We start from the raw sequence: 24,584 nt of genomic DNA on the forward strand, positions 1-24,584 counted from the left end.
ATTTAGTAATTTAGTAAATTACTAAATCTTAAAAGTCTAAATGTGAATTGGAGGTAAAACCAATGGCAAAAGCACTTTATATCAGCGTAGGTGGAGAAGGACATATAAATCCAACGCTGGCATTAGTAAGAGACCTAGTGTCTCGTGGAGAACAAATCGTCTATTATTCATCTGATGGTTTTAAAAAGAAAATTGAAGAGACTGGAGCTGAGTTTCGTCCAGTTAATCAAGAAGCACAGCGAAAGCTTCATGAAAGTACGGCTCTAAGCTATTCCAATCCTAAGGAATATATGCTGCAGTTTCTCAGTGCTCTGGAAATGATAACAGATTCGATTTTAGAGGATATATCAAAAGAAACATATGATTATTTATTATATGATGCGCAGACACTGCCAGGAATATGGGTTGCCTATAAGAGTAAGCTATTATCAGTTGCTACATGGACTACTTTTGCATATTCGTTAGATCCAAGTGTAAATATGGAACTTACAGAACCTGGTGATGTAAAGCGAAAACAGGAGAGTATGGCTATGCTGGCGGCATTTTTTCAGATAGAAGAAATAGCACATAGAAAAAGACATTTAGAAAACAAGTACGGTGTACCATTAAAAGGCAACTTTTTATTTAGTCCTGGAGCAGGTAATTTAAATATCGTATTTACTTCTTCCTTATTTCAAAGAAATAGCTTTAAGTTTGGAGAACACTTTACTTTTGTTGGACCATCTTTTACTGAAGGCAACAACAAAAATGACTTTCCAATCCATAAATTAGAGGGGAAACCTGTTATTCTTATTTCCATGGGAACAATTGTAAATAAACAACTTGATTTATATAAAAAGTGTCTTGAGGCTTTTAAAAACTTTGGTGGAAAAGTAGTACTAAGCATAGGGAAGGAGTTATCGGTTGAAGAACTAGGACATATACCAGATAACTTCATTGTTTGTAACCATGTTCCTCAAATAGATATACTACGTTATACTGATGTCTTTATTACTCATGCTGGAATGAATAGCACAAGTGAAGCACTTTATTATGAAGTGCCTTTAGTTATGATTCCGCTGATGAATGATCAGTATTCAATTGCTCAGCGAGTTAAGGAGCTTGGAGCAGGTAGCTTATTAGATATTCAGCATTTATCTGTGGAAAATCTAAAAGAAGCTGTAGGTGAAGTGTTCAACAATCCTAATTATAAGGAAAATGCTATAAAAATCAGCAGTTCTTTCCGAAATGCAGGAGGTTATGTTAAAGCAGCTGATGAAATCATCACATTTACTCGTTTGTAATGTTTTTTCAGGAGTTAATGATAAATAATGAATGGGCTTTTACTATGGTTAAAAAGGGCATCTAAAGTTTAGAGCGATTAGTGGTATTTTTATCAAAGCAAAATAAAAGATGCAAATTTAGAAAATGGGTATCCTAACGTTATATATTGATATAGCATACAAGAAGTATTATAATATACACAGTAAATTACTAATTTAGTAAATTGATATTTATGGAGGGAAATTATGAAAATACCAACTAGTTTAAAACATAAACCGGTTATTGTTTCTGAAAACTATGAAAATGTTGACGGAAGATATGCTTATGATTCTGATGCAAAAGGACTTTCATTAGGACTAGCACAATGGAATGATCGAGGTAAAGTAGATATTTCAGCTAAAGTATGGAGGCATACAGGAGGAAAGTGGTCTAGACAATCTGAGGAATTACCACTTCATCGTGTGCTTGATTTGGCAATCCTTATATGTAGGACAAAATTATATTTCCAAGAAGAATCTTATCGACATGAGAAGCTATATAACACTGATAAGCCTGCCATAGACAGAGTTGGTTTACAAGGTGATGCTATGACAGTGGCAGTATGTACAGACAATGAAAAAATTGATGAAGATATTAAGTTATTCAGTCAAGCTCTCAGCGATGACGATGAGCTTATTGGTGAAAGATTGCATACCTTATCAAGAATTTTAAAGGAGATGGGGTATTAATTTACACACGAGCAATTAGCGCCACTTATTCAGGACTTTTGATAATGAAAGTATTAATCATCTATGGTAGTTTTTCTTTTTATTGGAGGGGCCTTTAGTTCAGTTTTTAATGTTTTTATGCTAGCTTCTATTCACTTAATTGTTCCTCCAGAAATGAGGGGAAAGGTGTTTTCGTTAGTTGGAATGTTGACACATAGACTTATGCCTATTGAAATGGGATTAGGCGGTATTCTAGGAGAATTTATTCCTTTGCAAATAGTTATTGTTTCCGCTTATGTAATCCAGCTATTAGCGTTTTTACCAATTGCATTTATACCTTCTTTCAAAAGATTTATTAACTTTAATCCTAAAACTGAAATCGTAGAAGAAATTTTATAGATAAAACTTGGAGAATGTAAATAAAATTTAAAGGTCTAAATAATAATTTATAGGAAAACATAGCTGGCCCCATAAGTTGAGACTGACCGCCGTAAAATTCTATATTGCCTAGAAAGGAGAGAAAAACATGGACAAGAAGAAGCGCAAGGAGCTGCTGGAAGAATATAAGCAGATTAAAACCTACATGGGCGTAACTAAAATAACAAACACTGTCAGCGGCAAGATTTTTATAGCTGCCTATCCAAACTTGAAGAACCAGTGGTTGACCATACAGGGCAAGTTGGTCATGAGTAGGCATCCAAATTCTCAGCTACAGAAAGACTGGAAGGAGCTAGGGGACGAAGCCTTCACCTACGAGGTGTTGGAGGAAAAAGAAGCGGACGAAGTTACCGACATGCGTTGGGAGCTTAAGCAGATAGAAAAGCCATGGCTGGAGAAATTGCAGCCTTACGGAGAGAGAGGATATAATAAGCCACCAATGGAATGATGTATAGACACAGAATAAATAGCGCTATGCAAGCCTTCTCCAGAATTTATAGTAGTTTCATAGTTCAAGTACAGAAGATAAGTAGGTCACTAAAAGTTAACTATATATCTAGTTAATTTTTATATGATTGATAGTAAATACTTTTTGTTCATTATTGAAAATAAAATTCAGTATCAATTATCTTTGAAATTTGTAATTTAAGCATGATGCACTCATCAGATTTAAAACAACATAAAGAAAGAGTTTAGGAGGAACTAATGGGTATAAAAACATGTACGGCTAAACAATATGAAATGAATAGCTCAATGTCCGATACTTGTTGCATTTGCAACGGGTTTAATGGAGCTTACAATGAAGATTGTTGCGAGTATAGTTACCAAATTCCGCAAGAGTTGGGTAATGGACAACTTAGACAGTTATCTAATTGCCGTAATACTAGGATTATAGAGTTTGATACGCGATTTGAGCATAAGTTTGAACTCAACGGTATTTCAAGAGTTCCTCACATGGATATGATCTTTTGTCTTGGAGAAGACGTTTATTGGGAGTTACCTCAAATAGGTAAAAATTTTGAAATGTTATCTGGTGAAAGTTATATTGGCACCAGCCAAGAGAACATGAAAAGGTGTATTTATCCTGCACAACAAGACATTCACTTAATTGAAATTAAAATGCCGTTAAATGAAGTTGAAAATACCATTGCTAAGATTCATGAAAGTTATGATTTTAATTATAGCTTTTTAAAAAGTGCACCTTTTGGGAAATTTAAAATGACACCATCCATTCAAATAATTTTACAGCAGATGTTAAAATGCCCTTATCAGGCATCTTTAAAAAAGCTATACATGGAAGGAAAACTACTTGAGCTTATAGCTGTATATCTAAATGAAACTGTTTTTCAGCACGAAAAAGTTTCAAGCAACATTAATTTATCATCGGAGGATATAAAAAGCATTCATAAGGCGAAGGAAATACTAGATGAAGAGTTGATCCAAACACTTCCTTTAAAGTGTCTATCAAAGCGTGTATGTCTTAATGAATTTAAATTGAAAAAGGGATTTAAAGAACTATTTGGGGTACCCGTACATACCTACGTTTTGGATAAACGTTTGGAACTTGCAAGGTTTCTTTTAGAAGAGAAAAATTTACGGGTTAGTGATGTAGCAGGGAGTGTTGGATACGGAAATATGAGTCATTTTGCAGCAGCTTTTCGAAAAAAATACGGTGTTAATCCTGGGGATTATTTACAAGATATAAAAAATAGAAGATAGCAAATCTTTACTGCATACACCTGCTTGTATGCAGTTTTTTTATGGAATCCTGTTTTGAGTGAACATAATCCCATTTTGGGTAGAGAATGCTCTGATATTTTTTTATAATTGATAAAGAAAGTCAATTTCATTTAACTGATTATTAACGATAAAATTTAAAATGTAAGGAGGAATTTCATTGAACTCTCAAAGTATAAATCAAAAAAGTAATTTTTGGGTTTTTGCATTAACAGGAATGTTGCTTATTGTTACAACTAGTGGATTCGCCCGAATGTCCTATGGAGCGGTGCTGCCATACATGCAAAAGGATTTAGGCTTGTCTATTTCACAGGCTGGACTTGTAGGAACAATTATGTTCTTAGGCTATTTGGTAACGGTAGGATTGTCTGGGGTTTTAGCAATCCATTGGGGTGCTAAGTCCGTATTGCTAATAGGGGGAAGTGGTGTTTTGGTTAGCATGCTGGGATTGGCTAGTGCATCTTCCTTTTGGATGATTTGCATGTTTATGTTTATTTCAGGAGCTGGCAGTGCTTTAGTTTTCACACCACTGATGTCTGTAATGATTGGATGGTTTCCGGGAAAAAGAGGCACCGCACTGGGAATTATATTGAGCGGGGCTGGTATTGGTATGCTTTTAAGTGGCATTTTAATACCATTTATCATGAATCAGTTTTCGGTGCTTGGTTGGAGAGCTGTGTGGATTTGCTTCGGTGTTATCTCTTTTGCAGTTTTGATCATTGCCGTAATAACTTTAAAAAATCCAAGTACTGTGAATAGAACTGGTGAAAAAGAAAACAAACCTCAATGGCTTAAAAACAGAGAACTGACTAAAATTGCTCTGCTTTATTTCATGCTAGGTGTTGCATATCTCATTCCGAATCTGTACCAGACAAGCTTTATGCTTGAACGCAATTTTTCAGGACAAATGGCAGGCTTGGTTTATGCAATTGCCGGAGTATTTAGTATTGTCGGTGGTCCGATATGGGGAAGCATTTCCGATAAGGTTGGAGTACAAAAGACGCTGCTTGCTGCATGGATTTTTGCGGTGGCAGGTGATTTGATTCCTGTGATTTTTACTAATCTTGGAGGATTTATGGCTTCAGCGGTTATTTGGGGGTCAAGCATTGGAGGACTGGTAACTCTGATTCAAGTAAAAGCTTCGCAACAGGTTTCTCAAAAGTATGTTTCAGCTGTTATCGGTTTTATTTCTGTGTTCTATGCTGTTGGACAAATGATTGGTCCAGGAATATCGGGCTGGATTATTGAACATATAGGGGGATTTTCAAGCGCATATGGATTTGGCGCACTGATATATACTCTTGGAATTGCTTTAACTATTTTCCTTAAAAAAGAAGTGGAACAGTAGTCCTCTATTAATTTCCCCAGTATATAACTTGTTCGAATTTTGAATTAGAAGAATAAAGGATTTAAGCAAAATATATTTTAGATTTTAGGTAAAATAAATGAAATGATAAATTATAAAGAATAGTTCTTTAAAATTTTAGAGAACTATTCTTTTATTAATTTAGAGAATTTTATTATATATATTGATAAAAAGAGGAATAAAGCATGATATGATAATAACAATCAGATTTGCGTTATCCTTTAAATTCAATACTGTTTCTAAATTCAAGTGGTGTCATATTTGTAAATTTTTTAAAAATCATACTAAAATAATTTTGATTATTAAAGCCAACGGAAAGAGCTATATGTAAAAGTGGCAAATTTTCTGCTGCTATTAATTCCTTACTTTTTTCAATTCTTAGCTCATTTAAATATTGGGAGTAGGTTTTCCCTGTTTCACCTCTAAATAAAGAACAAAAATAGCATTTATTAATGTTAAGCTCCTTGGAGATATCATCTAGAGTTATAGATTTATGATAATTCTTATTAATATAGTCTATAGCTTTTTTCACATAATAGGTATAAATCTCGCTATTTTCATTACTTTTTTTATCTATTAAAGCTTCATCTTTATATATAGAATGAAGAAGAGACATAATATGAGGAATACAGCTTTCTGGCTTGTACACAATATTCGACTCTTCTAATGGTTCTGATACATAAGGACCAATAACAAACAAACTTTCCATGGGCTTGCAAGGACATATGGGCGATGCTGTAAATTTTATATTATCTAAACAGGTAGTTGTCATAGGGTAACGTTCTTCATTTTGTAGAATGTTATTTTTAATTTCTTTATAAATTTCATCACTATTAAATGCTTTGTCCAGTTGAGCATCAAGCCCAGCAGAGTGAATCAAAGTTCCATCAGCTTTTAAAGCTTTGATCGGAATAAGTGCGCATGAATAGAATTTATCTATAGCATTCTTTATATACTTCTCAGTTAACAAAAACAATTCACACTCCTTAAAATATATTTAAAAATTACCTAAAGATATTTATAAAAAAACAAATATGTTTAAGATGAATAATTATATAAATGATATATTGAATTGAGAATGATTATCAATTCAATAACAAGAAGATTATAACAGTATTATAAGAAAATTGTCAATCAAGGAGGGTAAATTATGGTTCGCCTATATACAGATAACATAAACATTGGCTATGGTGAGCTTTTAATAGTGAAGGATCTTAGTGTAGAAATTCCAAGTAAAAAAATTACAACTATCATCGGTTCTAATGGTTGTGGAAAATCTACATTGTTAAAGGCAATAACTCGTATTATTTCTCATCAATCTGGATCAGTCATTTTAGATGGGAAAAATATCTTGAAAGAAAATACTAAAACACTGGCTAAAAAAATGGCTATCCTTCCACAAACACCGGAAGGTACAAGCGGACTAACAGTAGGTGAGCTGGTATCCTATGGTCGATTTCCCTATCAAAAGGGCTTTGGGCGATTAACAAAAAAGGATTATGAAGTAATCGACTGGGCATTGGAGGTCACAGGGACGAAGGACTTTAAGTTCCGTAGTATAGATGCACTATCAGGTGGGCAGCGTCAGCGTGTTTGGATTGCAATGGCCCTTGCACAGGAAACTGAAATTATATTTCTTGACGAGCCTACAACTTATTTGGACATGGCTCATCAGTTAGAGGTTTTAGAACTCTTACATAAGCTAAATAAAGAGCAGGGGCGTACCATTGTTATGGTTCTTCACGATCTAAATCAAGCTGCTCGTTTTGCAGACTATATTATAGCTCTGAAAGATGGTGAAGTCGTGAAAGCTGGAAATTGCGAAGAGGTTGTTAATCACGAAATATTAAAGGAAGTATTCAATATTAATGCTGAAATTGGTAGAGATCCTCGAACTAAAAAACCAATGTGTATAACATATGATCTATTAAAAGGAGAGTCAAAAAATGAAAAAAATATTAATTCCTATTATGATAATATTTGTTCTAATTACTAGTGCTTGCAGCAAACAATCAGCTGCAATAGAGAATAAATCACAAAATATAACATATCAATCTGAAAATGGACCTGTTCAAGTTCCTGCAAAACCAAAACGTATTGTTGTTTTAAATTCTTTTGTATCTGGAAGTGTTATGGCTTTGGATGGCAATATTGTTGGCATAGATTCGTGGTCTAAGACTAATCCACAATATGAAAAATATATTAAAAATGCTGTAGAAGTATCCGACGAAAATTTGGAAAAAATTATTCAGTTAGAACCGGATCTTATTATTGCTGCATCAACTAATAAAAACATTGATAAATTAAAGAAAATTGCGCCTACTGTCGTCTATACATATGGAAAGGTAAATTATCTAAATCAGTTCTTGGAAGTTGGTAAGCTGATGAGTAAAGAAAAAGAGGCACAAGCTTGGATTGACGATTTTAAAAAACGTGCGCAAAAGACTGGAGAAGAGATAAAAGAAAAAATTGGTGCTGATACAACTGTTTCAGTTATAGAAAGTTATGAAAAACAGCTTTATGTATTTGGCGACAATTGGGGTCGTGGTACAGAAATTCTTTATCAGGAAATGAAATTGAAAATGCCTGAAAAAGTAAGAGAAATGGCTTTGAAATCCGGTTATTATGCATTATCAACAGAGGTTCTTCCTGAATTTGCAGGGAACTATGTGATCCTCAGTAAAAATCCAGATGAAGATAACTCATTCCAGCAAACAGATACATACAAAAATATTCCTGCTGTAAAAAATAATCGTGTATTTGAAGTTAGTTCTAAAGAATTTTATTTTAATGATCCAATTACACTTGATTACCAACTAGACTTCTTTAAGAAAAATTTACTAGGTAACTAATCTTATGAGAGGAATTCTTACCTGAAGAGTTCCTCTTAATTTATTCTATAAAAAGAAAGGTGAGAGATTGAACATGAGAGAAAATCAGCAGTTAATTCCATTTGGATTGAAACTATTTTTGGCGATGATGACATTTATTTTAATGTTTGTTGTGTCAATGATTCTAGGGGCTGCAGATATCACAGTTAAAGATGTTTGGCTTGCTATTACTTCTAATCCAACGGAGAATAAAATTTTGATTATGCGTGAGATCCGTTTACCACGTGAAATTGCAGCAATTTTCGTTGGAGCTGCACTCTCTGTGTCTGGCGCTATCATGCAGGGTATAACTAAAAATCCACTTGCAGATCCCGGTTTGCTTGGATTAACAGCAGGGGCAAATGCTGCACTAGCAATTACAATTGCATTTTTCCCTTCAGCTAATTACTTTGTAATTATTATTACTTGTTTTATTGGTGCAGCTATTGGTGTTTTTCTCGTTTTTGGGATTAGTTTCATAAAAAAAGGTGGATTTTCAACATTTCGAATTGTTTTAGCCGGTGCGGCAGTTTCAACATTTCTATATGCGGTTGCAGAGGGAATTGGTATCTACTGCAAGATATCAAAGGAGGTGTCCATGTGGACTGCAGGAGGATTGATTGGCACTTCCTGGAGCCAACTTCAAATGATTGTCCCCTTTATTTCAGTTGGAATAATTGCTGCACTTATGCTTTCAAGACAGCTTACCATTCTTAGTTTAAGTGAAGAAATTGCGGTTGGGTTAGGGCAAAAAACAACACAGATAAAAATTATGCTTTTTATAATAATCATTTTGCTGGCAGGTGCTTCTGTTGCACTTGTTGGAAATATTGCCTTTATAGGTTTGATGATCCCTCATATAGCTCGTAGCATTGTTGGGACAGATTATAGGTTTGTCCTACCTATGTCGGCTTTTCTAGGAGCTACTTTAATGCTTTTTGCAGATACACTTGGCCGTACAATCAATGATCCATATGAAACGCCTGTAGCAGCCATTGTTGCAATGATGGGATTACCATTCTTCTTATTTATTGTACACAAAGGAGGGAAAGCATTTTCATGATTAATCCAGCTTTAATAAAAAGACAACGATTGATTTTATGTACTTTACTAACACTAACTATAATTACAATTATTATAGGAATGGGTATGGGATATTCATCTTTATCCTATGATAGACTTATTCCTGTCCTTCTTGGACAAGGCACTCTTAAAGAGAAATTTGTATTATTTTCTATCAGATTGCCTAGAATTATCATTACACTGCTAGCAGGTATGGCACTTTCGTTATCCGGTGCTATTTTACAAGGAATTACACAAAATGATTTAGCTGATCCTGGTATTATAGGAATTAACTCTGGAGCTGGCGTTGCCGTTACTATTTTCTTCTTGTTTTTTCCTTTAAATTCTGTCTCCTTTGTTTATTTACTTCCTATAGTTGCTTTTATTGGCGCTCTAATTACTACTAGTGTCATATACGCATTTTCCTATCGCAAGCATCAAGGACTCCAACCTATAAGATTGGTTCTTATTGGAGTTGGATTTTCCATGGCACTATCTGGACTTATGATTGTGCTTATTTCATCTACAGATCGTATAAAAGTAGAATTTATAGCAAAATGGTTATCTGGGAATGTTTGGGGTACGGATTGGCCTTTTATTTTGGCAATCCTTCCATGGCTAGCTGTTTTAATTCCATTTACATTATACAAAGCAAACTCTTTAAACCTTCTTCGACTTAGTGAATCCGTAGCAGTTGGAGTTGGAGTATCTGTTGAAAAAGAACGCATTCAGCTTCTATTAACAGCGGTGGCACTAGCAGCTTCAGCAGTTTCAGTTACAGGAGGAATTTCATTTATCGGATTAATGGCTCCTCATATCTCTAAGGCTTTAGTAGGTCAAAGAAATCAATTATTTATACCTGTTGCCCTTTTAATTGGAGGATGGCTGCTGTTATTTGCGGATACAATTGGACGTAATGTGTTTGAGCCCAATGGAATTCCAGCAGGTATTATGGTTGCTTTAATTGGTGCACCATATTTTATGTATCTATTATTGAAAAAATGATTGAGCTTATAGATAAATAGCTTCAGTCAAAAATTTCCCTAAGTTGAAAAACTGTTAAGTATTCAGTGTTTCAATTTAGGGAAGCTGAGTTTTCATATAAATTAACTTTCAGACTAGTAACCCTGTATATAGGGAACACCATTAATGTTAATAGTTAAATTAAGAATAGTTTACTTTCAAATAGTAATATAGAATTTTTATTACTCTATAATTGTAAGTCCCCACCTCTTCAATTCTATAAATACAGCTTCTAATTTTTTACCTTTTTCAGTTAATTCATATTCAACTTTTGGAGGAACTTCTGGATAAACGATTCTATTAACTAAACCGAATTTTTCTAATTCGCGAAGTCTAAGAGATAGGGTTTTTGGGCTTATTCCTTCTAGAGAACGTAACAAATCACCAAATCTTATTGTTCCGTCTATTAATAAATCTCTTATTATTAGAAATGTCCATTTGCTACCTATGATATCTATTGCCGCTTCTATAGGACATTTATCAGAAGGATTTCCACGCTCAAGTTTAATTTCTGACATAAATAAAATTCCTTTCATCTATTGATTTATCACATTACTTACTTTTTTGAAATTATATGAAAAAAATATCACTACTTTTCAAAGTATAGTATATAAAATATAATAGCAATAAGCAAGAAATTTAAATAAAAGGAGATTAAAATTATGAATACCTTCAAAAGTTATATTTTAAAAAATGCAAATTTAAAGAACAGGATTGTTATGCCACCGATGTGCATGTATTCTTCTGATGAGACTGGTAAAGCAAATGAATTTCATTACAATCATTATGTTACAAGAGCTATTGGCGGAGTTGGTCTTATAATAGTTGAAGCTACAGGAGTAGCTAAAAATGGAAGAATAACAGATAATGATTTAGGAATTTGGGATGATGCTCACGTAGATGGATTAAAAAACATTGTTCATGGTGTTAAGAAGTATGGTTCTAAAATTGCTATTCAATTAAATCATGGTGGAAGAAAATACGTAGGAACAGCTGGTGAAGTTGTGGCTCCAAGTGCAGTTAAATTTGATGAAAAAAGTTCATTACCTAAAGAATTAACTAAAGATAAAATAAAAGAAATTATACTAAGCTTTAAAGATGCAGCTAAAAGAGCTGATGAGGCAGGATTTGATGCTATAGAAATACATGCAGCTCATGGCTATTTGATACACCAATTCCTATCACCATTATCAAACTTAAGAGTAGACGAATATGGCGGAAATATAAAAAATAGAACAAGATTTCTTAAAGAAGTACTACAAGCGGTAGTTGAAGTATGGCCAAAGGAAAAACCAATTTTGCTTAGAGTGTCAGCTTATGATTATAAAAATGGTGGAATAAATTTACATGACATGATTGAAATTATAAATGATGTCAAAGAATATATTGACATGGTACATGTAAGTACGGGAGGATTGGTTCCAGCAGAAATAAATACGTACCCAGGATATCAAGTTAATTTTTCAAATACAATTAAGACTAAATGTAATATTCCTACAATAGCTGTTGGATTAATAACAGATGTTAATATGATGGAGGAAATAATATCAAATGATAGAGCAGACTTAGTTGCAGTTGGTAGGGAACTTTTAAGAAATCCATACTTTGTATTAAATGAAGCAAAAATTAGAAATATAGATATTGATTATCCAGATCAATATAAAGGTGCTTTTAAATAATATACTGATATCAAAAGTCTATCTTAAAATTAACTGCGGTAAATCTTACCATAAATTTTCTTGACCTAAAAATTCAATATTTAGCCCATAAGTAAAGATAGATTATTCTTATACCTTCTTATAATACCTTACCTCTTAGACTGTTATAAATTGGTGAGAAATATTAAATTAAGTCTTTACTTGCAAATACGTATAAAATTATGTATAATTAGGTTATAATATATATTAGGAAAACAGTGTTGATAAAAGCTATGATTTATAAATTTCTTCAGAGAGCCGATGGTTGGTGGGAATCGGTGAAAGGTTAAATCGTTCCACTTTTGGAGCTGTCGGTGATGAATCGAAAGGTTGGTAGCCTTTATACTACTGTCGAGTGGCTGGTTCTTATTATAGATCAGCAATTTGGGTGGCAACGCGGATTCCTTCCGTCCCATATATAAATGTTTATATATGGGACGGAAGTTTTTTTTATCTTATGGTTTAAGACAAAATAATATTTACATTTAACTTAGGAGGGAAAATTATGTTAGATTTAAGATTTGTAAGAGAAAACCCTGAAATTGTTAAGGAAAACATGAAGAAAAAATTTCAGGATAATAAGTTAGGTTTAGTAGATGAGGTAATCGCTCTAGACCTTGAACTTAGAAACGTAAAGACAGAAGCAGATGCTTTAAGAGCCGATAGAAACAAGATTTCAAAGGAAATCGGCGGATTAATGGCTCAAGGCAAAAAGAAGAAGCAGAAGAAATGAAGAAAAAAGTTACAGCAGAGTCTGAGCGTTTAGCACAGTTAGAAGCAAAAGAAGGCGAATTGGAAGAAAAAATCAAAAAGAATATGATGACTATTCCGAATATAATTGATCCAAGTGTTCCAATTGGTAAAGACGATAGTGAAAATGTTGAAGTTCAGCGTTATGGAGAGCCAGTTGTACCTGACTTTGAAATTCCATATCATACTGACATCATGGAAAAATTCAATGGAGTTGACTTAGACAGTGCTAGAAAGGTTGCTGGTAATGGTTTCTATTACCTAATGGGAGACATTGCTAGACTTCATTCTGCAGTAATTTCCTATGCTAGAGACTTTATGATAAACCGTGGTTTTACATATTGCATTCCACCTTTCATGATTCGTAGTGAAGTTGTAACTGGGGTTATGAGTTTTGCTGAAATGGATGCTATGATGTACAAAATAGAAGGTGAAGATTTATATTTAATAGGAACTAGTGAACATTCTATGATTGGTAAATTTATTGATACTATATTACCAGAAGAATCTTTACCACACACATTAACTAGTTACTCACCTTGCTTCAGAAAAGAAAAAGGAGCTCATGGTATTGAAGAAAGAGGAGTATACAGAATTCACCAATTTGAAAAGCAAGAAATGATTGTTGTATGTAAGCCAGAAGACAGCATGATGTGGTACGATAAATTATGGCAAAATACAGTAGATCTATTCCGTTCTTTAGATATACCAGTAAGAACTTTAGAATGCTGCTCAGGTGACTTAGCAGACTTAAAGGTAAAATCAGTAGACGTAGAAGCTTGGTCTCCTAGACAGAAAAAATACTTTGAAATAGGAAGCTGCTCTAACCTAGGTGATGCACAAGCACGTAGATTAAAAATTCGTGTAAATGGTGAAAATGGCAAATACTTTGCACATACATTAAATAATACAGTTGTTGCACCTCCAAGAATGTTGATTGCTTTCTTAGAGAACAACTTAAATGCAGATGGTTCTATAAACATTCCAGTTGCATTACAACCATATATGGGCGGAATGACAGTAATTAAATAATAATAAGGGCTGCGTATTGATACGCAGCCTTTATTGTTAATTTGTTCCAATAAATTTAAAATCTATTTTCTTATTAGGTTATTTTGAGTTTATTATACTCTCGGCCATTTGTGACATTTGTTCAAAAGTTAATAATTTATTATTTTGATCAGTAAGTTGATATACTGCGCCATTATCTATCCATCTTAATGCATGTGCAGTTTTAAATTCCTCATTAAGCTTTTTACCGCTATTATCTCCAACAATAACTAAAAGTTCTTTTCCACTCTCAGAAGCTTTATCAAGTTCATCCTTTTGCTGTTTTGACATTTTATCCAACATATCATTAGGTAATATATGCAATGTATATTCTGTCCAGTAAGCAGTAGTATTTCCAATAGTTACTTTCTTAGCATTTTTAAATATTGGCGAATCTTCTTTTGCCTCTACTTTGGAAGCATCTAATGCTACGAACTCTTTTGGGACTTATCTTTTGAATATATTGCACCTGCTGCCTTCTTATCATATTGTTTCTCAGGTGGTAGAGAGCCATCAATATGACCAGTTATGTTACTATCAACTAATTTATATCCTCCTGGAAGGGAAGCAGGCATTTTTATTGCGTATCCCAAATCTTTCTTTAGAGTATCTTTTGATGGTGCTTTATCGTAATTCCTTATACTTGTATAACCATTAACATTTTTATCTATGATTTGAAGAGCTGAAGCCCTAATACTAGGTGAAAATGTAAGAACTGATCCTGCAATTATAAAGATACCGCATGATGCAGTAATAATAGATTTTTTTAAATTTAAATTTAGTGGTAAAAACTTTTCTTTTAACATAAATCTTTTTTCACTCCTATTTGATTGAATTTCATATTTAATACTTTCAAACATGTTATCCGATTGAGACGCTTCTTCAGCCTTATTAAGCAAAGCTGCTTTTACTATATCTTTAAATTGTTGTTGGTTTGACATTTTTATCTTGCTCCTTTCTAATAGAGTTATCAGCAAAAGAGTAGCCTTCAAATTTTTTACTACGCAATTCTTTTTCAAGCAATTTTCTAGCATTACAAAGTCTTGATTTAACTGTGCCTTGAAAACAGCCTAAGATTTTTGATATTTCTCTAATGGATAGTTCATTATAATAATAAAGAATAACAGTTGTTTTTAAAGGCAAACTCAGTTTGTTAATAGCTTCATTTACAAATTCTTTAAGTTCATCTCGCTCTGCTATATCAGATAACACTAAACTATCCGCAATTGTATCCTTATTATCATTAATACTTTCTATGTATAAATGATTTTTTTCTTTTGAACAATAACGCCATACTATTCTTGTAAGTAGACGATAAAACCAAGCTTGAAATGTTTTAGGATTTTTTAAGCTTTTTATTTCGCTATAGCATTTTATAAAAGCTTCCTGTACCACATCTTCTGCTATATCATTTCGTCCACTTATAAGATACACTGTCCTAAGGGCCTGTTTATTATATTTTTTAAATAAATCGTTAAAGGCATCCATGTCGCCTTCTTTACAGCGCTGTATCAGACTAATCTCATCCACGTCATTACCTCCTTTTTTAGGTGCACCTATTATATAAGAGACATCAAATACAAAAAAGGTTCAAAAGATTTTAATTATGAATTTTATTTTATCATCATATTTACATACGCAACCATTATTTTTAGAATAATATACAACTAGACTAGTCTACTCTCATGAAGTTTAGACTATACAACTTCTGATGAATCGTTCATTTCTTCAGAGAGTAATTCAATAAAACAATCTACTGATTCTCTTTTCATCTATATCAAGAAAATAACCTGCTAATTGGAAATAGGATTAGCAGGTTATACTCTATTTTAAAATAAATCGGGTTTTATTGACTGTTGGAATTTAAATATATTATCCGGGTCATAGATTTTTTTTACCTTTTTAAGATAATAATAATTTTTGCCGTAGTAGGCATATCCATAGTTTTCAAGCTCAGCATAAGGAAAGTTTACATAGGATCCATTTGTAAGTGGTTTGACATATTGAAAAACCTCTGCAACCCAATCTCTATAGAGATCTGCATCATCATCCTTTTCCCAATCCGCTGTTATACCAACGATATATTTTGCATTTCTATAGTAATATGCTGAATAACTACTAGGCAATTCTTTTATTGCACCACCCAAAGAATATACTCTAATATAACAACTGTCTTCTCCAGGACTATTGTCTACATATTTAACTAAGCTTTTGATATTTCTTTTAGATAAAGGACTGTATACAAATCTTCCAGTAGACTTAAATCTATCTGGTGGTCCATAAAAAGAACCAATGGCTCGCACAGCATCAATAAAAGGTACATATTCTATTAAAGAAGTCTCTAGTAAACCAGGAAGTAATAAAAAACTTTTTAAAATTTCCTCAGCCTCTGATTTGTTACCATAGAAAAATCCATTTAAATATATGCCTTCCTTATTAAAACCAGCGAAACAACTGATCTTTCTATCGGCAGTTCTTAACCAGCATTGCCATAGGTCTAAGAACTTTTCTCTTGAAGTTTTATTCCACCTAAGTTGTATAAGAGTAATCTTATACACTTTATAAACCTTAAAGATATAGCTGATTGCTACTCCAAAATTTCCTCCACCAGCACCCCTACAAGCCCAGAACAATTCAGGATTAGTATATCTATTTGCAGTTATTAGGGTGCCCTTTCCATTTATCATTTTTATTTCTAACAGATTATCTGTTACTAAACCAAAATTTCTACAGGACAATCCTATTCCTCCACCTAATACTAAACCAGAAATTCCAACTGAAGGGCATGTCCCACCATTGAAAGCATAACCATGCTGAGCTAGTTTTGAGTATATACTCCATAATCTTGATCCTGCTTGAATTTTTACAATATCCTTTTTAATATCAATATAAACTTTGTTCATAGGAGTTATATCTATTACTAAAACGCCTGTATCCGTTGAATAGCCCTCGTAGTTATGACCGCCAGTACGAACCCGGAGTCCAACATGATTCTTTCTACACCACTTTATAGCGTTAGATACATCCGTAGGATTATAGCAATAAACAATAGCCAGAGGAAATTTGTTTATAGCTCTGTTATATTCAAGTCTTAAAGTGGCGTACTCCTTATCAGAAGGAGTTATAACCTTACCTGTTAATCCATGAAAATTCATATTCTCACTCCTTTGTAAAATTAGGGTTTTGTAGTACATACATATGCTGCTAGGTACTAATTTGACAAAAGGTTTAAATATATTTTGCAACTTTACTGATATGTATTTATAAAAATAAAAATATATAATTCATAACATGACAGATCGTTGTCAAGTCATGATAGTTACAATGAATTTATAATTAATGAATATATTTCAATTTAAATGAGAGATAACTGCGAGTTGAAGTATCAAAATACATTGCTGGTGTGTTGGAAACTGGAGCAGCTATATGCTATGGATACTGATAACTACATAATAGAAACATCGAGAATATGAAAGTTAAGCCTGCATCCACTGTAAAATGTATCCTATAGATCAGACTTTTTTTATGTCTACTCTATAGGGTACATTTTACTGAGGATACAGGCTTTTTAACTATCAAATAAAGTGTGTAATTTATTCTTTATGTTTGTCTATGTATATATCAAGTGCTTTTATTCCTCTGTGTGCAAGTTTAACAAATAATACAAATCCATAAATGCTCATACCTAATGCTGCTAATAAAATAATTAAATTAAATAAAGCAAATGTAGTAGCCATCATCATAATAATATCCCCCTAACGACTTTTATATACTAAATTATACAGTTTTTACCGATTTAAATAAAGGAAAATCACATGATTTATAGAATTTATAGTACAGACAGAAGACTATCAAAAATTTTTTTCAGGATCTAAGTCACTTTGGTTGTGCGGATATGTATGTGCAATTAGTATATTACAAGATAGAAAATAATATTGTGGGGAAATTAAAAAATGGGAGTCATTATATAAACTCCCATTTTTGATCGTCAGGTAAAAAGTTATTTTGATCACTCTAAATTTGTCTTGCTATTTCGTAAGCATCCCAAATTGCATACATTATATTTTTAACATTCTTAGCATCGCCTAAAAGATATACTTCATCCGCTAAATTTTCAACTTTTTCGTAAAGACTGTTATTAGATCTATATCCAACAGCAAAGATAATAGTATCTGCGTCTATAGGTTTCTCTCCATCTTTAGTTTCTATAATAGCACCTTTTTCAGTAATTTCTTTAACAAGAGAAGAAGTTATGGTATTAACCTTATTGTAGTTTAAAAGATCTTTAAGCATATCATAATTCATAAAAGGCATTCCGCCATGAGGTCCACCTAGAATTTCAGGAAGTGCTTCCACTATAGTTACATCCTTACCCATCTGTCTTAGCCAAAGGCCAGTTTCACATCCTACAAGGCCTGCGCCGATTATTGTTACTTTATTTCCTGCCTTAGATGGATCCAACAACACCTTGTCCGCAGTCAATACATTATTTTTTTCTACTCCTTTTATATTTAGAATTATAGGTGTAGAGCCGGTAGCTACAATTACAGCATCTGAATTAGTTGATTTTATCATATCTTCACTAACTTCAGTGTTAAGGTGAATATTTACTTTTAAATCGCAAAGTTCATTTTCATACCATCTAAGGAGAGCATGGTCATCCTTCTTAAAGGAAGGTACTCCGCCTGGAACAACATTTCCTCCAAGTTTGTCTGCTTTTTCATATAGATGAACCTCATGACCTCTTAGGGAAGCAACTCTGGAAGCTTCCATTCCAGCTATTCCGCCTCCTATTATAGTAATCTTCTTATTTTGAAGTGCAGGAGTTAAACCGTAAATTTCTTCTCTTCCGCAGGAGGGATTTACAGCACAGGAAAGCACATTGCTATTTGCAATTCTTCCCATACATCCTTCATGACAAGAAAGACATGGGCGAATTTTATTAGCTTTGCCTTTTTTTATTTTATTTGGAATATAAGGATCTGCAAGTAGTGGTCTGCCAAGGCCTACAATATCACAGAAACCTTCTTCTATTGCCTTTGTTGCTAAATCAGGATCTTCCATTCTTCCTGCCAGTATTATTGGAACATTAACTGCTTCCTTCAATGCCTTACCAAAAGGCATATACATACCACCTTCGCCAAAATACATTGGCGGATGATTCCAATACCAGGAGTCGTAGGTTCCAGCATCAACGTTTAGTGCGTTATAGCCAGCATCAACTAAAATTTTAGCAGCTTCTAAGCCTTCTTCTGTATCTCTTCCCAGTTCTTCAAATTCTTCTCCAGGAAGTGCTCCTTCACGTATGCCTTTAACATAACTTTTTAAACTGTATCTTAATGATACAGGGAAACTGTCACCACAAGCAGCTTTTATTGCTTGAACTATTTCTATAGGGAATTTTAATCTTCCCATTAGATCTCCGCCGTATTCATCGGTTCTTTTATTGTATAAGCTTATTGTAAATTGATCTAGTAAATATCCTTCGTGTACTGCATGAATTTCTACTCCATCAAAGCCAGCCTGTTTAGCAATTGCTGAAGCCTCCGCAAATTTTTTAACAAAGGTTTTTATTTCATCTATGGTCATTTCTTTATGTTCTATTCTAGGATCCCATCTGTTAGTAATTGCAGAAGGGGCAACTGGATTTTTTATAACATGAGGTAAACCAGCACGTCCAAAACCTGCAGTTAACTGTAAGAAAATCTTTGAACCATAAGCATGTACTCTTTCTGTCATTTCTTTAGCTGTAAGAATAAAAGCACCTGGATTTATAGTTGGACATGGTAGAGTAGGTGTTCCTAAACCTTCTATTTCGTTATAGACACTGCAGATACCTGTGATAATTAAACCGGTACCACCTTTAGCTCTTTCTACATAGTAGTCTACTCCTCTTTGGTTAAAGGCACCTTCTTTATCTGCAAAGCCTATTGGTCCCATAGGTGCCATAGAGAATCTGTTCTTAATTTCAAGGTTTCCAATTTTGATACTTTTAAAGAGAGATTGATATTTGTTCATAAACTTTCCTCCCGAAATCAAAATATATAAGAATTGACCGAATGCGTTATGTGAAATTCTTATGATTTTAATATAATACTTTGATATATTACTGTCAATATAAATCGTGTGAATAATGTGAATTTAATTTGAATTTACATAGTCAGTTGTATTATATTAATATTAGTTATAAATTAGGGTTAAGCTTAAGGGAGAAGCAGTAATGAGCGAAAATAAACTAACTAAAAGAAAAATTCAAGCAATAAATACTAAAGAACAAATATTAAAAACTTCAATTGAACTAATTGCAAAAAAGGTTATGACAACGTCAGTATTAATGAGATTTGTAAAGAGGTAGGAGTTTCTGTAGGGGCTTTTTATCATCATTTTGGTGGTAAGGAGGATATTATAGTGGAAACCTATAAGGAATTTGATAAGGCCTTTGAAGATTTTGCTGACCAAATTCCCAAAAACGTAAAAGCTGTAGATAAACTTTTAGAGTTTATTAAATATCAAGTAGAATATGCAGAAAAGAGAGGCCTAGATATAATTAGGCAAGTTTATAAAAGTCAGCTTTATGCAGGAAGAGAATTTTTCATATCTGAGGAGAGAACGCTTCCAAGGCTTTTAAATGAGGTTGTAGAGGAAGCGCAAAAAAATGATGAACTTATAGCTGATGTTTCCTCGAAAGAAATAACTAAACAGCTTTTAAGATTATCTAGAGGTACTATATATGACTGGTGCGTGCATAATGCAAGCTATGATATTGTTAAGGAAACCTTAGAAGCAGTAGAATATTTTTTGTCAGCATTTAAAAAGAAATAAAATACATTTAAGTTGCTATGGCATGCTTTATTGTACTAGGCTTTTCAATAAAATTTTTACTTGTCGAAAGATCTCTCAATAAGATGCAAATAAACAAATGGACGAAAGAAGTGAGTATTTCGCCCATTTGTTTAGGAATTAATAAAAGTTTATTAGATTTAAGAAATAGTCAGATAGACTTTCTTTTTCTAAATATTTAACACATAACAATAATCTCATATGGCGTGGTTTGGGCTGGTATACTCATTGTGGTAGTACCATAGATAACAATTAGATTTCGGTTTGCAGGGTTTTGGGTAAAAGTTTGATCATTCTCAAGTAATATCTGAGTAGATGGGCCAATATTTAATTTTAATTGGTTATCGCTGCTCACTAACTGACTGTTAAAATAGTCTACTTTCACATTTTCATATTGTATATCTTTTGCCATAACAATTGCTCTATATTGTGGCGGAAAAATGAGAGGAACAGGTGCATTTGCATCATAAAATCCCGTTACCATATCTCCTACTTCCATCGTTACATGGTCTACAAAGTAAGTATTTGGTGCCACTACAAAATTTACTGTATTTCCAAATCCGTCTTCCACAGACATTAATTTATAACATCCTGGATTTTTTTCATTTGTAGCTATTGAAAAATCATTAATCATGGTAATCATACCATGGAAAGGTTGAAATTTTTCCACTTTTATTTCTCCACTTCTAATCAAATACATATTCTATATAGCCTATGCATTCTTAAGATTTTGTGTTACATTTGTTATTAAATAAATTATCTTTGAATTAAAAAAACAAAAACAATTTATAAAGCTTATGATACAATATAGGAACTGATAAATTTTAAAACAGTAAGGAGAATATATGGATAAAGAAATAGTATTAAATGACATCGAATTTCAAAAATTAACTGCACATGAAACTTGGGAAAGGTTATATAATAAGGAGCTAAATTGTAAAAAGAATATTCTAGAGTATATTGATATAACAAAAGTGCTTAAAAAGGAAAACGTAAATGAGGAACAGATTAAAGATACATATAATTATATTTATGAGCACATAGAGGGGTTAAAGGATTCAGTAAAACCAAATACACTGATGTACTTAAAGAATAACCTAAAATCACAGCTTGGAAAGTATGTTAAAGAAAAAGATCCAAAGCCAGTAAATCATTTTATAGAGTTTTTTAAGGCGGCATATCCTGAAGATACTAGAAGAAAAGATTTTACGTGGGTTTTAATGAATATAAATAGTATTTCAGAGGAGCAGATATGGACTACTTTAACCTATATTAATAGAGAATGTTTAAATAACAATCTTATTCTGAATACTAGCCAAAAAAAGATATAGTAGAAATGATTGAAAAGTTAGTTAGTAAGAATAATATTAAGTATATAAATAATCTTAGAAGTCTCAAACAATTAACTAATATATTAAATATAAGCATTGTAGGTGTTGGTGAAGTATTTAAGGTAAGACATAAGTAAAAGTTTATTAGATTCTTCAATTTCTGCAAGGGGATTCCCCTTGCAAAAATTGAAATACAATTAATGGAGTACATTGCTAGTGTATATCTATTGGTTAAGTTCAATTTTAAATTTTAAGTCTTCTCTAAACTCAACATTACTCATGTCATTAGTGCATATAGTATATTTTTTACTTGAATCTAACAATGGAAGCTCTAGTGTAAATTCATTAGGTTTCTGTTCGTCTCTATGCAGATTATAACTTTTAGGTGTAACGAATTCTCCTTTATTATCTTTTATATGAAGCGCTGTTGCTTGAAAATAAGGTGCTTTACCAGCGGCTGTAAATTTAACTACAGTTTTATCTTTTTCATTTCTTACATTATTTATTATAATTTTTCCCATACTGCCTTGAGGAAGTTCCTTTGGATAAACTCCATCCATAACTTGACTTACTTCTACAGCTTTCTTTCCTTTTATAGCAGTATAAGTTTCTTTTCCGTCCTTATCTACACTTACACTACCGCCGCCAGAAGGAGTAATCTTACAAGGAACAATAGTTAAATATTTTGGGACATTTTTAGGCTTAGCATACTGCATTTCACTCTGGAAAATTCCCGTATTAGTATCATGACTTCCAGCACCAATACCTTTAGGTATGAGCTCTACCCCTTTATCATCAAAAGCGATCCAATATTCATAATCAAACAGAGAACCTCCATTTACCTCCTTTTTATATTTATCTTTTCCATTTAGGAAAATAGAAGTATCTATAGGAGATAAAACTACCTTATCTATAGTTACAGTACTATCTGGAAAATCAATTTTATTACCTGGTTTAAATACCTTACTATTTTTAGTTAATTCTTCTTTTGACACGCTGAAGGCAAATTTCCAGTTACCTTTTATGTCCATTATTTCATCAATATTTAAGTCGATATTAAATTTATCAGAGGTTTTTGGCAAATTAGTATGAAATTCTTCATTACCTACATAAGTATAAGCATCAATATTTTCTCCATAGCCAGTACCATGTCCACCGTCTTGTTTTCCATTTACTTTTAAAAATCTAGATAAGTTTATACCGTGAAATTCCTTGAGTTCTTTATTGCTCTTTACTGTATAGCCTATAATTAATTTTGAATCATCTGCTAAAACCTCATTTATAGTGAGGGTTATACCTTTATCAGTAATACTTTTGTTTATTATTTGAGAGTATTCAACATAATTTCCACCTAGTCCGAGTTTATCATTAAGGGTTTGTGTTATGGAACTTAAAACTGGAATATTCTGAGCTAAGGCTGGAGAAACTGTACCTATAGCTATAATACTTACTAAAGCTGCAGCTGCTGCTACGGAACCCCTTTGAACATTTTAAAATTATTTTTGCTTTTTATTTTTTTATTTAGATTTTTCTTTATTCTTTCCTTTTGCATGTCGTCTACTTCTTCATTCATATTATTAAACTCACTTTCCTCAAGTTTTATGTGATTAAATAACTTGTATATATCTTTTTCTTCTAAATTAAAATCCTTATTATTCATTACACTACATCTCCCTTCAAAAGAGTAAGCTTTTCCTTTAAAAATTTACGCCCTCTCGAAAGTCTCTTATCTATAAGATTTCTATTTACCCCAAAAACTTCTGCTATGTTGTCTACACCTTCATATAAAAAATATCTTCTTATAAATATTTCCTTGTCTTCATCCTTCATATGGTTTATTGCTTCTAAAAGTTCTTCTTTATTCTCCTTCGATATTATTATTTTCTCTGTATTGAATTCGTCTGGTAATGTGTAATCATCTATACATTCAACATTAGTACTTTGATTAAAGAGCTTTCTTTGGTAATCTATAGCTTTGTATTTAGCTACAGCAGCAATCCAATATTTAAAATCTCCTTTTTCTTCATCAAAGCTCTTAATATTATTCCATACAGACCAAAATACATCATTTACACATTCTTCTACATATTGAGCGTGAAAATTTGAATTTAAAACGCTCCGCACAACTTTAAAAACTAAATTACTATAGTTGTCAACTACAAAATCTAATGCTTTTGCATTTTTATTTTGTAGTTGATTTATAAAGTTTGTTTCATTTATATTCATATATATCTCTCCTTTGAGAAGCTTCTCATAGATTAATACGAAGTAACTATTACTTTTCTGACATTAGGTAGCTTAAAAAAATAACTAGCCAGTATGCTAGTCTATTTTGTACAACTATTATGATAAAGTAAATTTCTATTTAAGTATAGTTTTAGAAGCATCGCAATTAGCATATCTAGAAAGGATGCCTAGATTTTTTTAAAGATATAAAAAAGGTGAGTGTA

23 protein-coding genes, 3 pseudogenes and 1 other annotated feature are annotated in these 24,584 nt (G+C 32.5%); of the genes and pseudogenes, 15 read left to right on the forward strand and 11 right to left on the reverse strand.

Annotated features, from left to right (window positions below):
- Positions 1-62 precede the first annotated feature (62 nt).
- The 6 genes from RCG18_RS16035 (at position 63) to RCG18_RS16060 (ending at position 5,493) form a co-directional block, all read left to right on the forward strand.
- The gene (locus tag RCG18_RS16035) at positions 63-1,283 is read left to right on the forward strand and encodes a macrolide family glycosyltransferase (RefSeq protein WP_308037039.1); all 1,221 of its coding nucleotides are present in this window, start codon (positions 63-65) and stop codon (positions 1,281-1,283) included.
- A 225-nt stretch (positions 1,284-1,508) separates the two neighbouring features.
- Positions 1,509-1,991, forward strand: a complete 483-nt coding sequence (locus RCG18_RS16040) for a DUF6530 family protein (RefSeq protein ID WP_308037040.1) — start codon at positions 1,509-1,511, stop codon at positions 1,989-1,991.
- A gap of 63 nt (positions 1,992-2,054) precedes the next feature.
- Entirely contained in the window at positions 2,055-2,369 is a 315-nt protein-coding gene (locus RCG18_RS16045) for a hypothetical protein (RefSeq protein ID WP_308037041.1), read from the forward strand.
- Positions 2,370-2,496: 127 nt separating this feature from the next.
- A complete protein-coding gene (locus RCG18_RS16050) occupies positions 2,497-2,856 on the forward strand; it encodes a GIY-YIG nuclease family protein (RefSeq protein WP_308037042.1) in 360 nt (119 codons plus the stop codon).
- A gap of 263 nt (positions 2,857-3,119) precedes the next feature.
- A complete protein-coding gene (locus RCG18_RS16055) occupies positions 3,120-4,127 on the forward strand; it encodes an AraC family transcriptional regulator (protein WP_308042048.1) in 1,008 nt (335 codons plus the stop codon).
- 178 nt (positions 4,128-4,305) lie between these two features.
- On the forward strand, positions 4,306-5,493 hold the full coding sequence (locus RCG18_RS16060; RefSeq protein ID WP_308037043.1) for an MFS transporter: 1,188 nt from the start codon (positions 4,306-4,308) through the stop codon (positions 5,491-5,493).
- Positions 5,494-5,725: 232 nt separating this feature from the next.
- On the opposite strand, the gene RCG18_RS16065 is transcribed toward RCG18_RS16060, so the two are convergent.
- Positions 5,726-6,487 carry an AraC family transcriptional regulator gene (locus RCG18_RS16065; protein ID WP_308037044.1) on the reverse strand — a complete coding sequence of 254 codons (762 nt, stop codon included), beginning with the start codon at positions 6,485-6,487 and terminating at the stop codon, positions 5,726-5,728.
- Positions 6,488-6,661: 174 nt separating this feature from the next.
- On the opposite strand from RCG18_RS16065, the gene RCG18_RS16070 reads away from it, so the two are divergent.
- From RCG18_RS16070 to RCG18_RS16085, 4 genes are all read left to right on the forward strand, one after another.
- Positions 6,662-7,507, forward strand: coding sequence for an ABC transporter ATP-binding protein (locus RCG18_RS16070; RefSeq protein ID WP_308037045.1), 846 nt, complete (start codon positions 6,662-6,664; stop codon positions 7,505-7,507).
- Positions 7,458-8,363 carry an iron-hydroxamate ABC transporter substrate-binding protein gene (locus RCG18_RS16075; protein WP_308037046.1) on the forward strand — a complete coding sequence of 302 codons (906 nt, stop codon included), beginning with the start codon at positions 7,458-7,460 and terminating at the stop codon, positions 8,361-8,363. The genes RCG18_RS16070 and RCG18_RS16075 overlap by 50 nt, the downstream gene beginning before the upstream one ends.
- Positions 8,364-8,436: 73 nt before the next feature.
- Positions 8,437-9,444, forward strand: coding sequence for an iron ABC transporter permease (locus RCG18_RS16080; protein ID WP_308037047.1), 1,008 nt, complete (start codon positions 8,437-8,439; stop codon positions 9,442-9,444).
- Positions 9,441-10,448, forward strand: a complete 1,008-nt coding sequence (locus RCG18_RS16085) for an iron ABC transporter permease (protein ID WP_308037048.1) — start codon at positions 9,441-9,443, stop codon at positions 10,446-10,448. Before RCG18_RS16080 ends, RCG18_RS16085 begins: the two co-directional genes overlap by 4 nt.
- Before the next feature lie 200 nt (positions 10,449-10,648).
- On the opposite strand, the gene RCG18_RS16090 is transcribed toward RCG18_RS16085, so the two are convergent.
- Positions 10,649-10,984, reverse strand: a complete 336-nt coding sequence (locus tag RCG18_RS16090) for a helix-turn-helix domain-containing protein (protein ID WP_308037049.1) — start codon at positions 10,982-10,984, stop codon at positions 10,649-10,651.
- Positions 10,985-11,128: 144 nt separating this feature from the next.
- On the opposite strand from RCG18_RS16090, the gene namA reads away from it, so the two are divergent.
- Entirely contained in the window at positions 11,129-12,145 is a 1,017-nt protein-coding gene (namA, locus tag RCG18_RS16095) for an NADPH dehydrogenase NamA (RefSeq protein WP_308037050.1), read from the forward strand.
- A 230-nt stretch (positions 12,146-12,375) separates the two neighbouring features.
- Positions 12,376-12,581: a binding site (T-box leader), on the forward strand.
- Between the two features lie 87 nt (positions 12,582-12,668).
- Positions 12,669-13,945, forward strand: a pseudogene (serS, locus tag RCG18_RS16100) (serine--tRNA ligase).
- A 78-nt stretch (positions 13,946-14,023) separates the two neighbouring features.
- Here the strand turns inward: serS and RCG18_RS16105 are convergent.
- The 6 genes from RCG18_RS16105 to RCG18_RS16130 form a co-directional block, all read right to left on the reverse strand.
- Positions 14,024-14,266, reverse strand: a complete 243-nt coding sequence (locus tag RCG18_RS16105) for a hypothetical protein (RefSeq protein ID WP_308037051.1) — start codon at positions 14,264-14,266, stop codon at positions 14,024-14,026.
- A 125-nt stretch (positions 14,267-14,391) separates the two neighbouring features.
- Positions 14,392-14,904, reverse strand: a complete 513-nt coding sequence (locus RCG18_RS16110) for a hypothetical protein (RefSeq protein WP_308037052.1) — start codon at positions 14,902-14,904, stop codon at positions 14,392-14,394.
- Positions 14,882-15,493: a sigma-70 family RNA polymerase sigma factor gene (locus RCG18_RS16115; protein ID WP_308037053.1), complete on the reverse strand. Its 612-nt coding sequence runs from the start codon at positions 15,491-15,493 to the stop codon at positions 14,882-14,884. The genes RCG18_RS16110 and RCG18_RS16115 overlap by 23 nt, the downstream gene beginning before the upstream one ends.
- A 299-nt stretch (positions 15,494-15,792) precedes the next feature.
- Positions 15,793-17,118 carry an FAD-binding oxidoreductase gene (locus RCG18_RS16120; RefSeq protein ID WP_308037054.1) on the reverse strand — a complete coding sequence of 442 codons (1,326 nt, stop codon included), beginning with the start codon at positions 17,116-17,118 and terminating at the stop codon, positions 15,793-15,795.
- Positions 17,119-17,556: 438 nt separating this feature from the next.
- Positions 17,557-17,706 (reverse strand): hypothetical protein, encoded by a 150-nt coding sequence (locus tag RCG18_RS16125; RefSeq protein ID WP_308037055.1) that lies wholly within the window; start codon positions 17,704-17,706, stop codon positions 17,557-17,559.
- 271 nt (positions 17,707-17,977) lie between these two features.
- Positions 17,978-19,981 carry an FAD-dependent oxidoreductase gene (locus RCG18_RS16130; RefSeq protein WP_308037056.1) on the reverse strand — a complete coding sequence of 668 codons (2,004 nt, stop codon included), beginning with the start codon at positions 19,979-19,981 and terminating at the stop codon, positions 17,978-17,980.
- A 202-nt stretch (positions 19,982-20,183) separates the two neighbouring features.
- Between RCG18_RS16130 and RCG18_RS16135 the strand changes: the two genes are divergently transcribed.
- On the forward strand, positions 20,184-20,318 hold the full coding sequence (locus RCG18_RS16135) for a hypothetical protein (RefSeq protein ID WP_308037057.1): 135 nt from the start codon (positions 20,184-20,186) through the stop codon (positions 20,316-20,318).
- Positions 20,319-20,371: 53 nt separating this feature from the next.
- A complete protein-coding gene (locus RCG18_RS16140) occupies positions 20,372-20,785 on the forward strand; it encodes a hypothetical protein (protein WP_308037058.1) in 414 nt (137 codons plus the stop codon).
- 196 nt (positions 20,786-20,981) lie between these two features.
- Here the strand turns inward: RCG18_RS16140 and RCG18_RS16145 are convergent, their stop codons facing one another.
- Positions 20,982-21,473, reverse strand: a complete 492-nt coding sequence (locus RCG18_RS16145) for a hypothetical protein (RefSeq protein ID WP_308037059.1) — start codon at positions 21,471-21,473, stop codon at positions 20,982-20,984.
- 175 nt (positions 21,474-21,648) lie between these two features.
- Here RCG18_RS16145 and RCG18_RS16150 point away from each other — a divergent pair.
- Positions 21,649-22,271: pseudogene (locus RCG18_RS16150) on the forward strand (hypothetical protein).
- An 87-nt stretch (positions 22,272-22,358) separates the two neighbouring features.
- On the opposite strand, the pseudogene RCG18_RS29105 reads toward RCG18_RS16150, so the two are convergent.
- Positions 22,359-23,794, reverse strand: a pseudogene (locus RCG18_RS29105) (DUF4179 domain-containing protein).
- On the reverse strand, positions 23,794-24,360 hold the full coding sequence (locus RCG18_RS16170) for a sigma-70 family RNA polymerase sigma factor (RefSeq protein ID WP_308037062.1): 567 nt from the start codon (positions 24,358-24,360) through the stop codon (positions 23,794-23,796). The pseudogene RCG18_RS29105 and the gene RCG18_RS16170 overlap by 1 nt, the downstream one beginning before the upstream one ends.
- Between the last annotated feature and the right edge of the window lie 224 nt (positions 24,361-24,584).

The sequence above is a fragment of the Clostridium sp. OS1-26 genome (assembly GCF_030915445.1).
Lineage (GTDB): Bacteria > Bacillota > Clostridia > Clostridiales > Clostridiaceae > Clostridium_AM.

Bases quoted from the DNA above. Each gene is read 5' to 3' on its own strand.
- RCG18_RS16105 (WP_308037051.1), bottom strand. From the start codon at position 14,266: ATGTTGGATAAAATGTCAAAACAGCAAAAGGATGAACTTGATAAAGCT.
- RCG18_RS16040 (WP_308037040.1), top strand. From the start codon at position 1,509: ATGAAAATACCAACTAGTTTAAAACATAAACCGGTTATTGTTTCTGAA.
- RCG18_RS16085 (WP_308037048.1), top strand. From the start codon at position 9,441: ATGATTAATCCAGCTTTAATAAAAAGACAACGATTGATTTTATGTACT.
- namA (WP_308037050.1), top strand. From the start codon at position 11,129: ATGAATACCTTCAAAAGTTATATTTTAAAAAATGCAAATTTAAAGAAC.
- RCG18_RS16035 (WP_308037039.1), top strand. From the start codon at position 63: ATGGCAAAAGCACTTTATATCAGCGTAGGTGGAGAAGGACATATAAAT.
- RCG18_RS16080 (WP_308037047.1), top strand. From the start codon at position 8,437: ATGAGAGAAAATCAGCAGTTAATTCCATTTGGATTGAAACTATTTTTG.
- RCG18_RS16130 (WP_308037056.1), bottom strand. From the start codon at position 19,981: ATGAACAAATATCAATCTCTCTTTAAAAGTATCAAAATTGGAAACCTT.
- RCG18_RS16070 (WP_308037045.1), top strand. From the start codon at position 6,662: ATGGTTCGCCTATATACAGATAACATAAACATTGGCTATGGTGAGCTT.
- RCG18_RS16090 (WP_308037049.1), bottom strand. From the start codon at position 10,984: ATGTCAGAAATTAAACTTGAGCGTGGAAATCCTTCTGATAAATGTCCT.
- RCG18_RS16110 (WP_308037052.1), bottom strand. From the start codon at position 14,904: ATGTCAAACCAACAACAATTTAAAGATATAGTAAAAGCAGCTTTGCTT.
- RCG18_RS16125 (WP_308037055.1), bottom strand. From the start codon at position 17,706: ATGATGATGGCTACTACATTTGCTTTATTTAATTTAATTATTTTATTA.
- RCG18_RS16170 (WP_308037062.1), bottom strand. From the start codon at position 24,360: ATGAATATAAATGAAACAAACTTTATAAATCAACTACAAAATAAAAAT.
- RCG18_RS16075 (WP_308037046.1), top strand. From the start codon at position 7,458: ATGAAAAAAATATTAATTCCTATTATGATAATATTTGTTCTAATTACT.
- RCG18_RS16050 (WP_308037042.1), top strand. From the start codon at position 2,497: ATGGACAAGAAGAAGCGCAAGGAGCTGCTGGAAGAATATAAGCAGATT.
- RCG18_RS16120 (WP_308037054.1), bottom strand. From the start codon at position 17,118: ATGAATTTTCATGGATTAACAGGTAAGGTTATAACTCCTTCTGATAAG.
- RCG18_RS16045 (WP_308037041.1), top strand. From the start codon at position 2,055: ATGGTAGTTTTTCTTTTTATTGGAGGGGCCTTTAGTTCAGTTTTTAAT.
- RCG18_RS16135 (WP_308037057.1), top strand. From the start codon at position 20,184: ATGAGCGAAAATAAACTAACTAAAAGAAAAATTCAAGCAATAAATACT.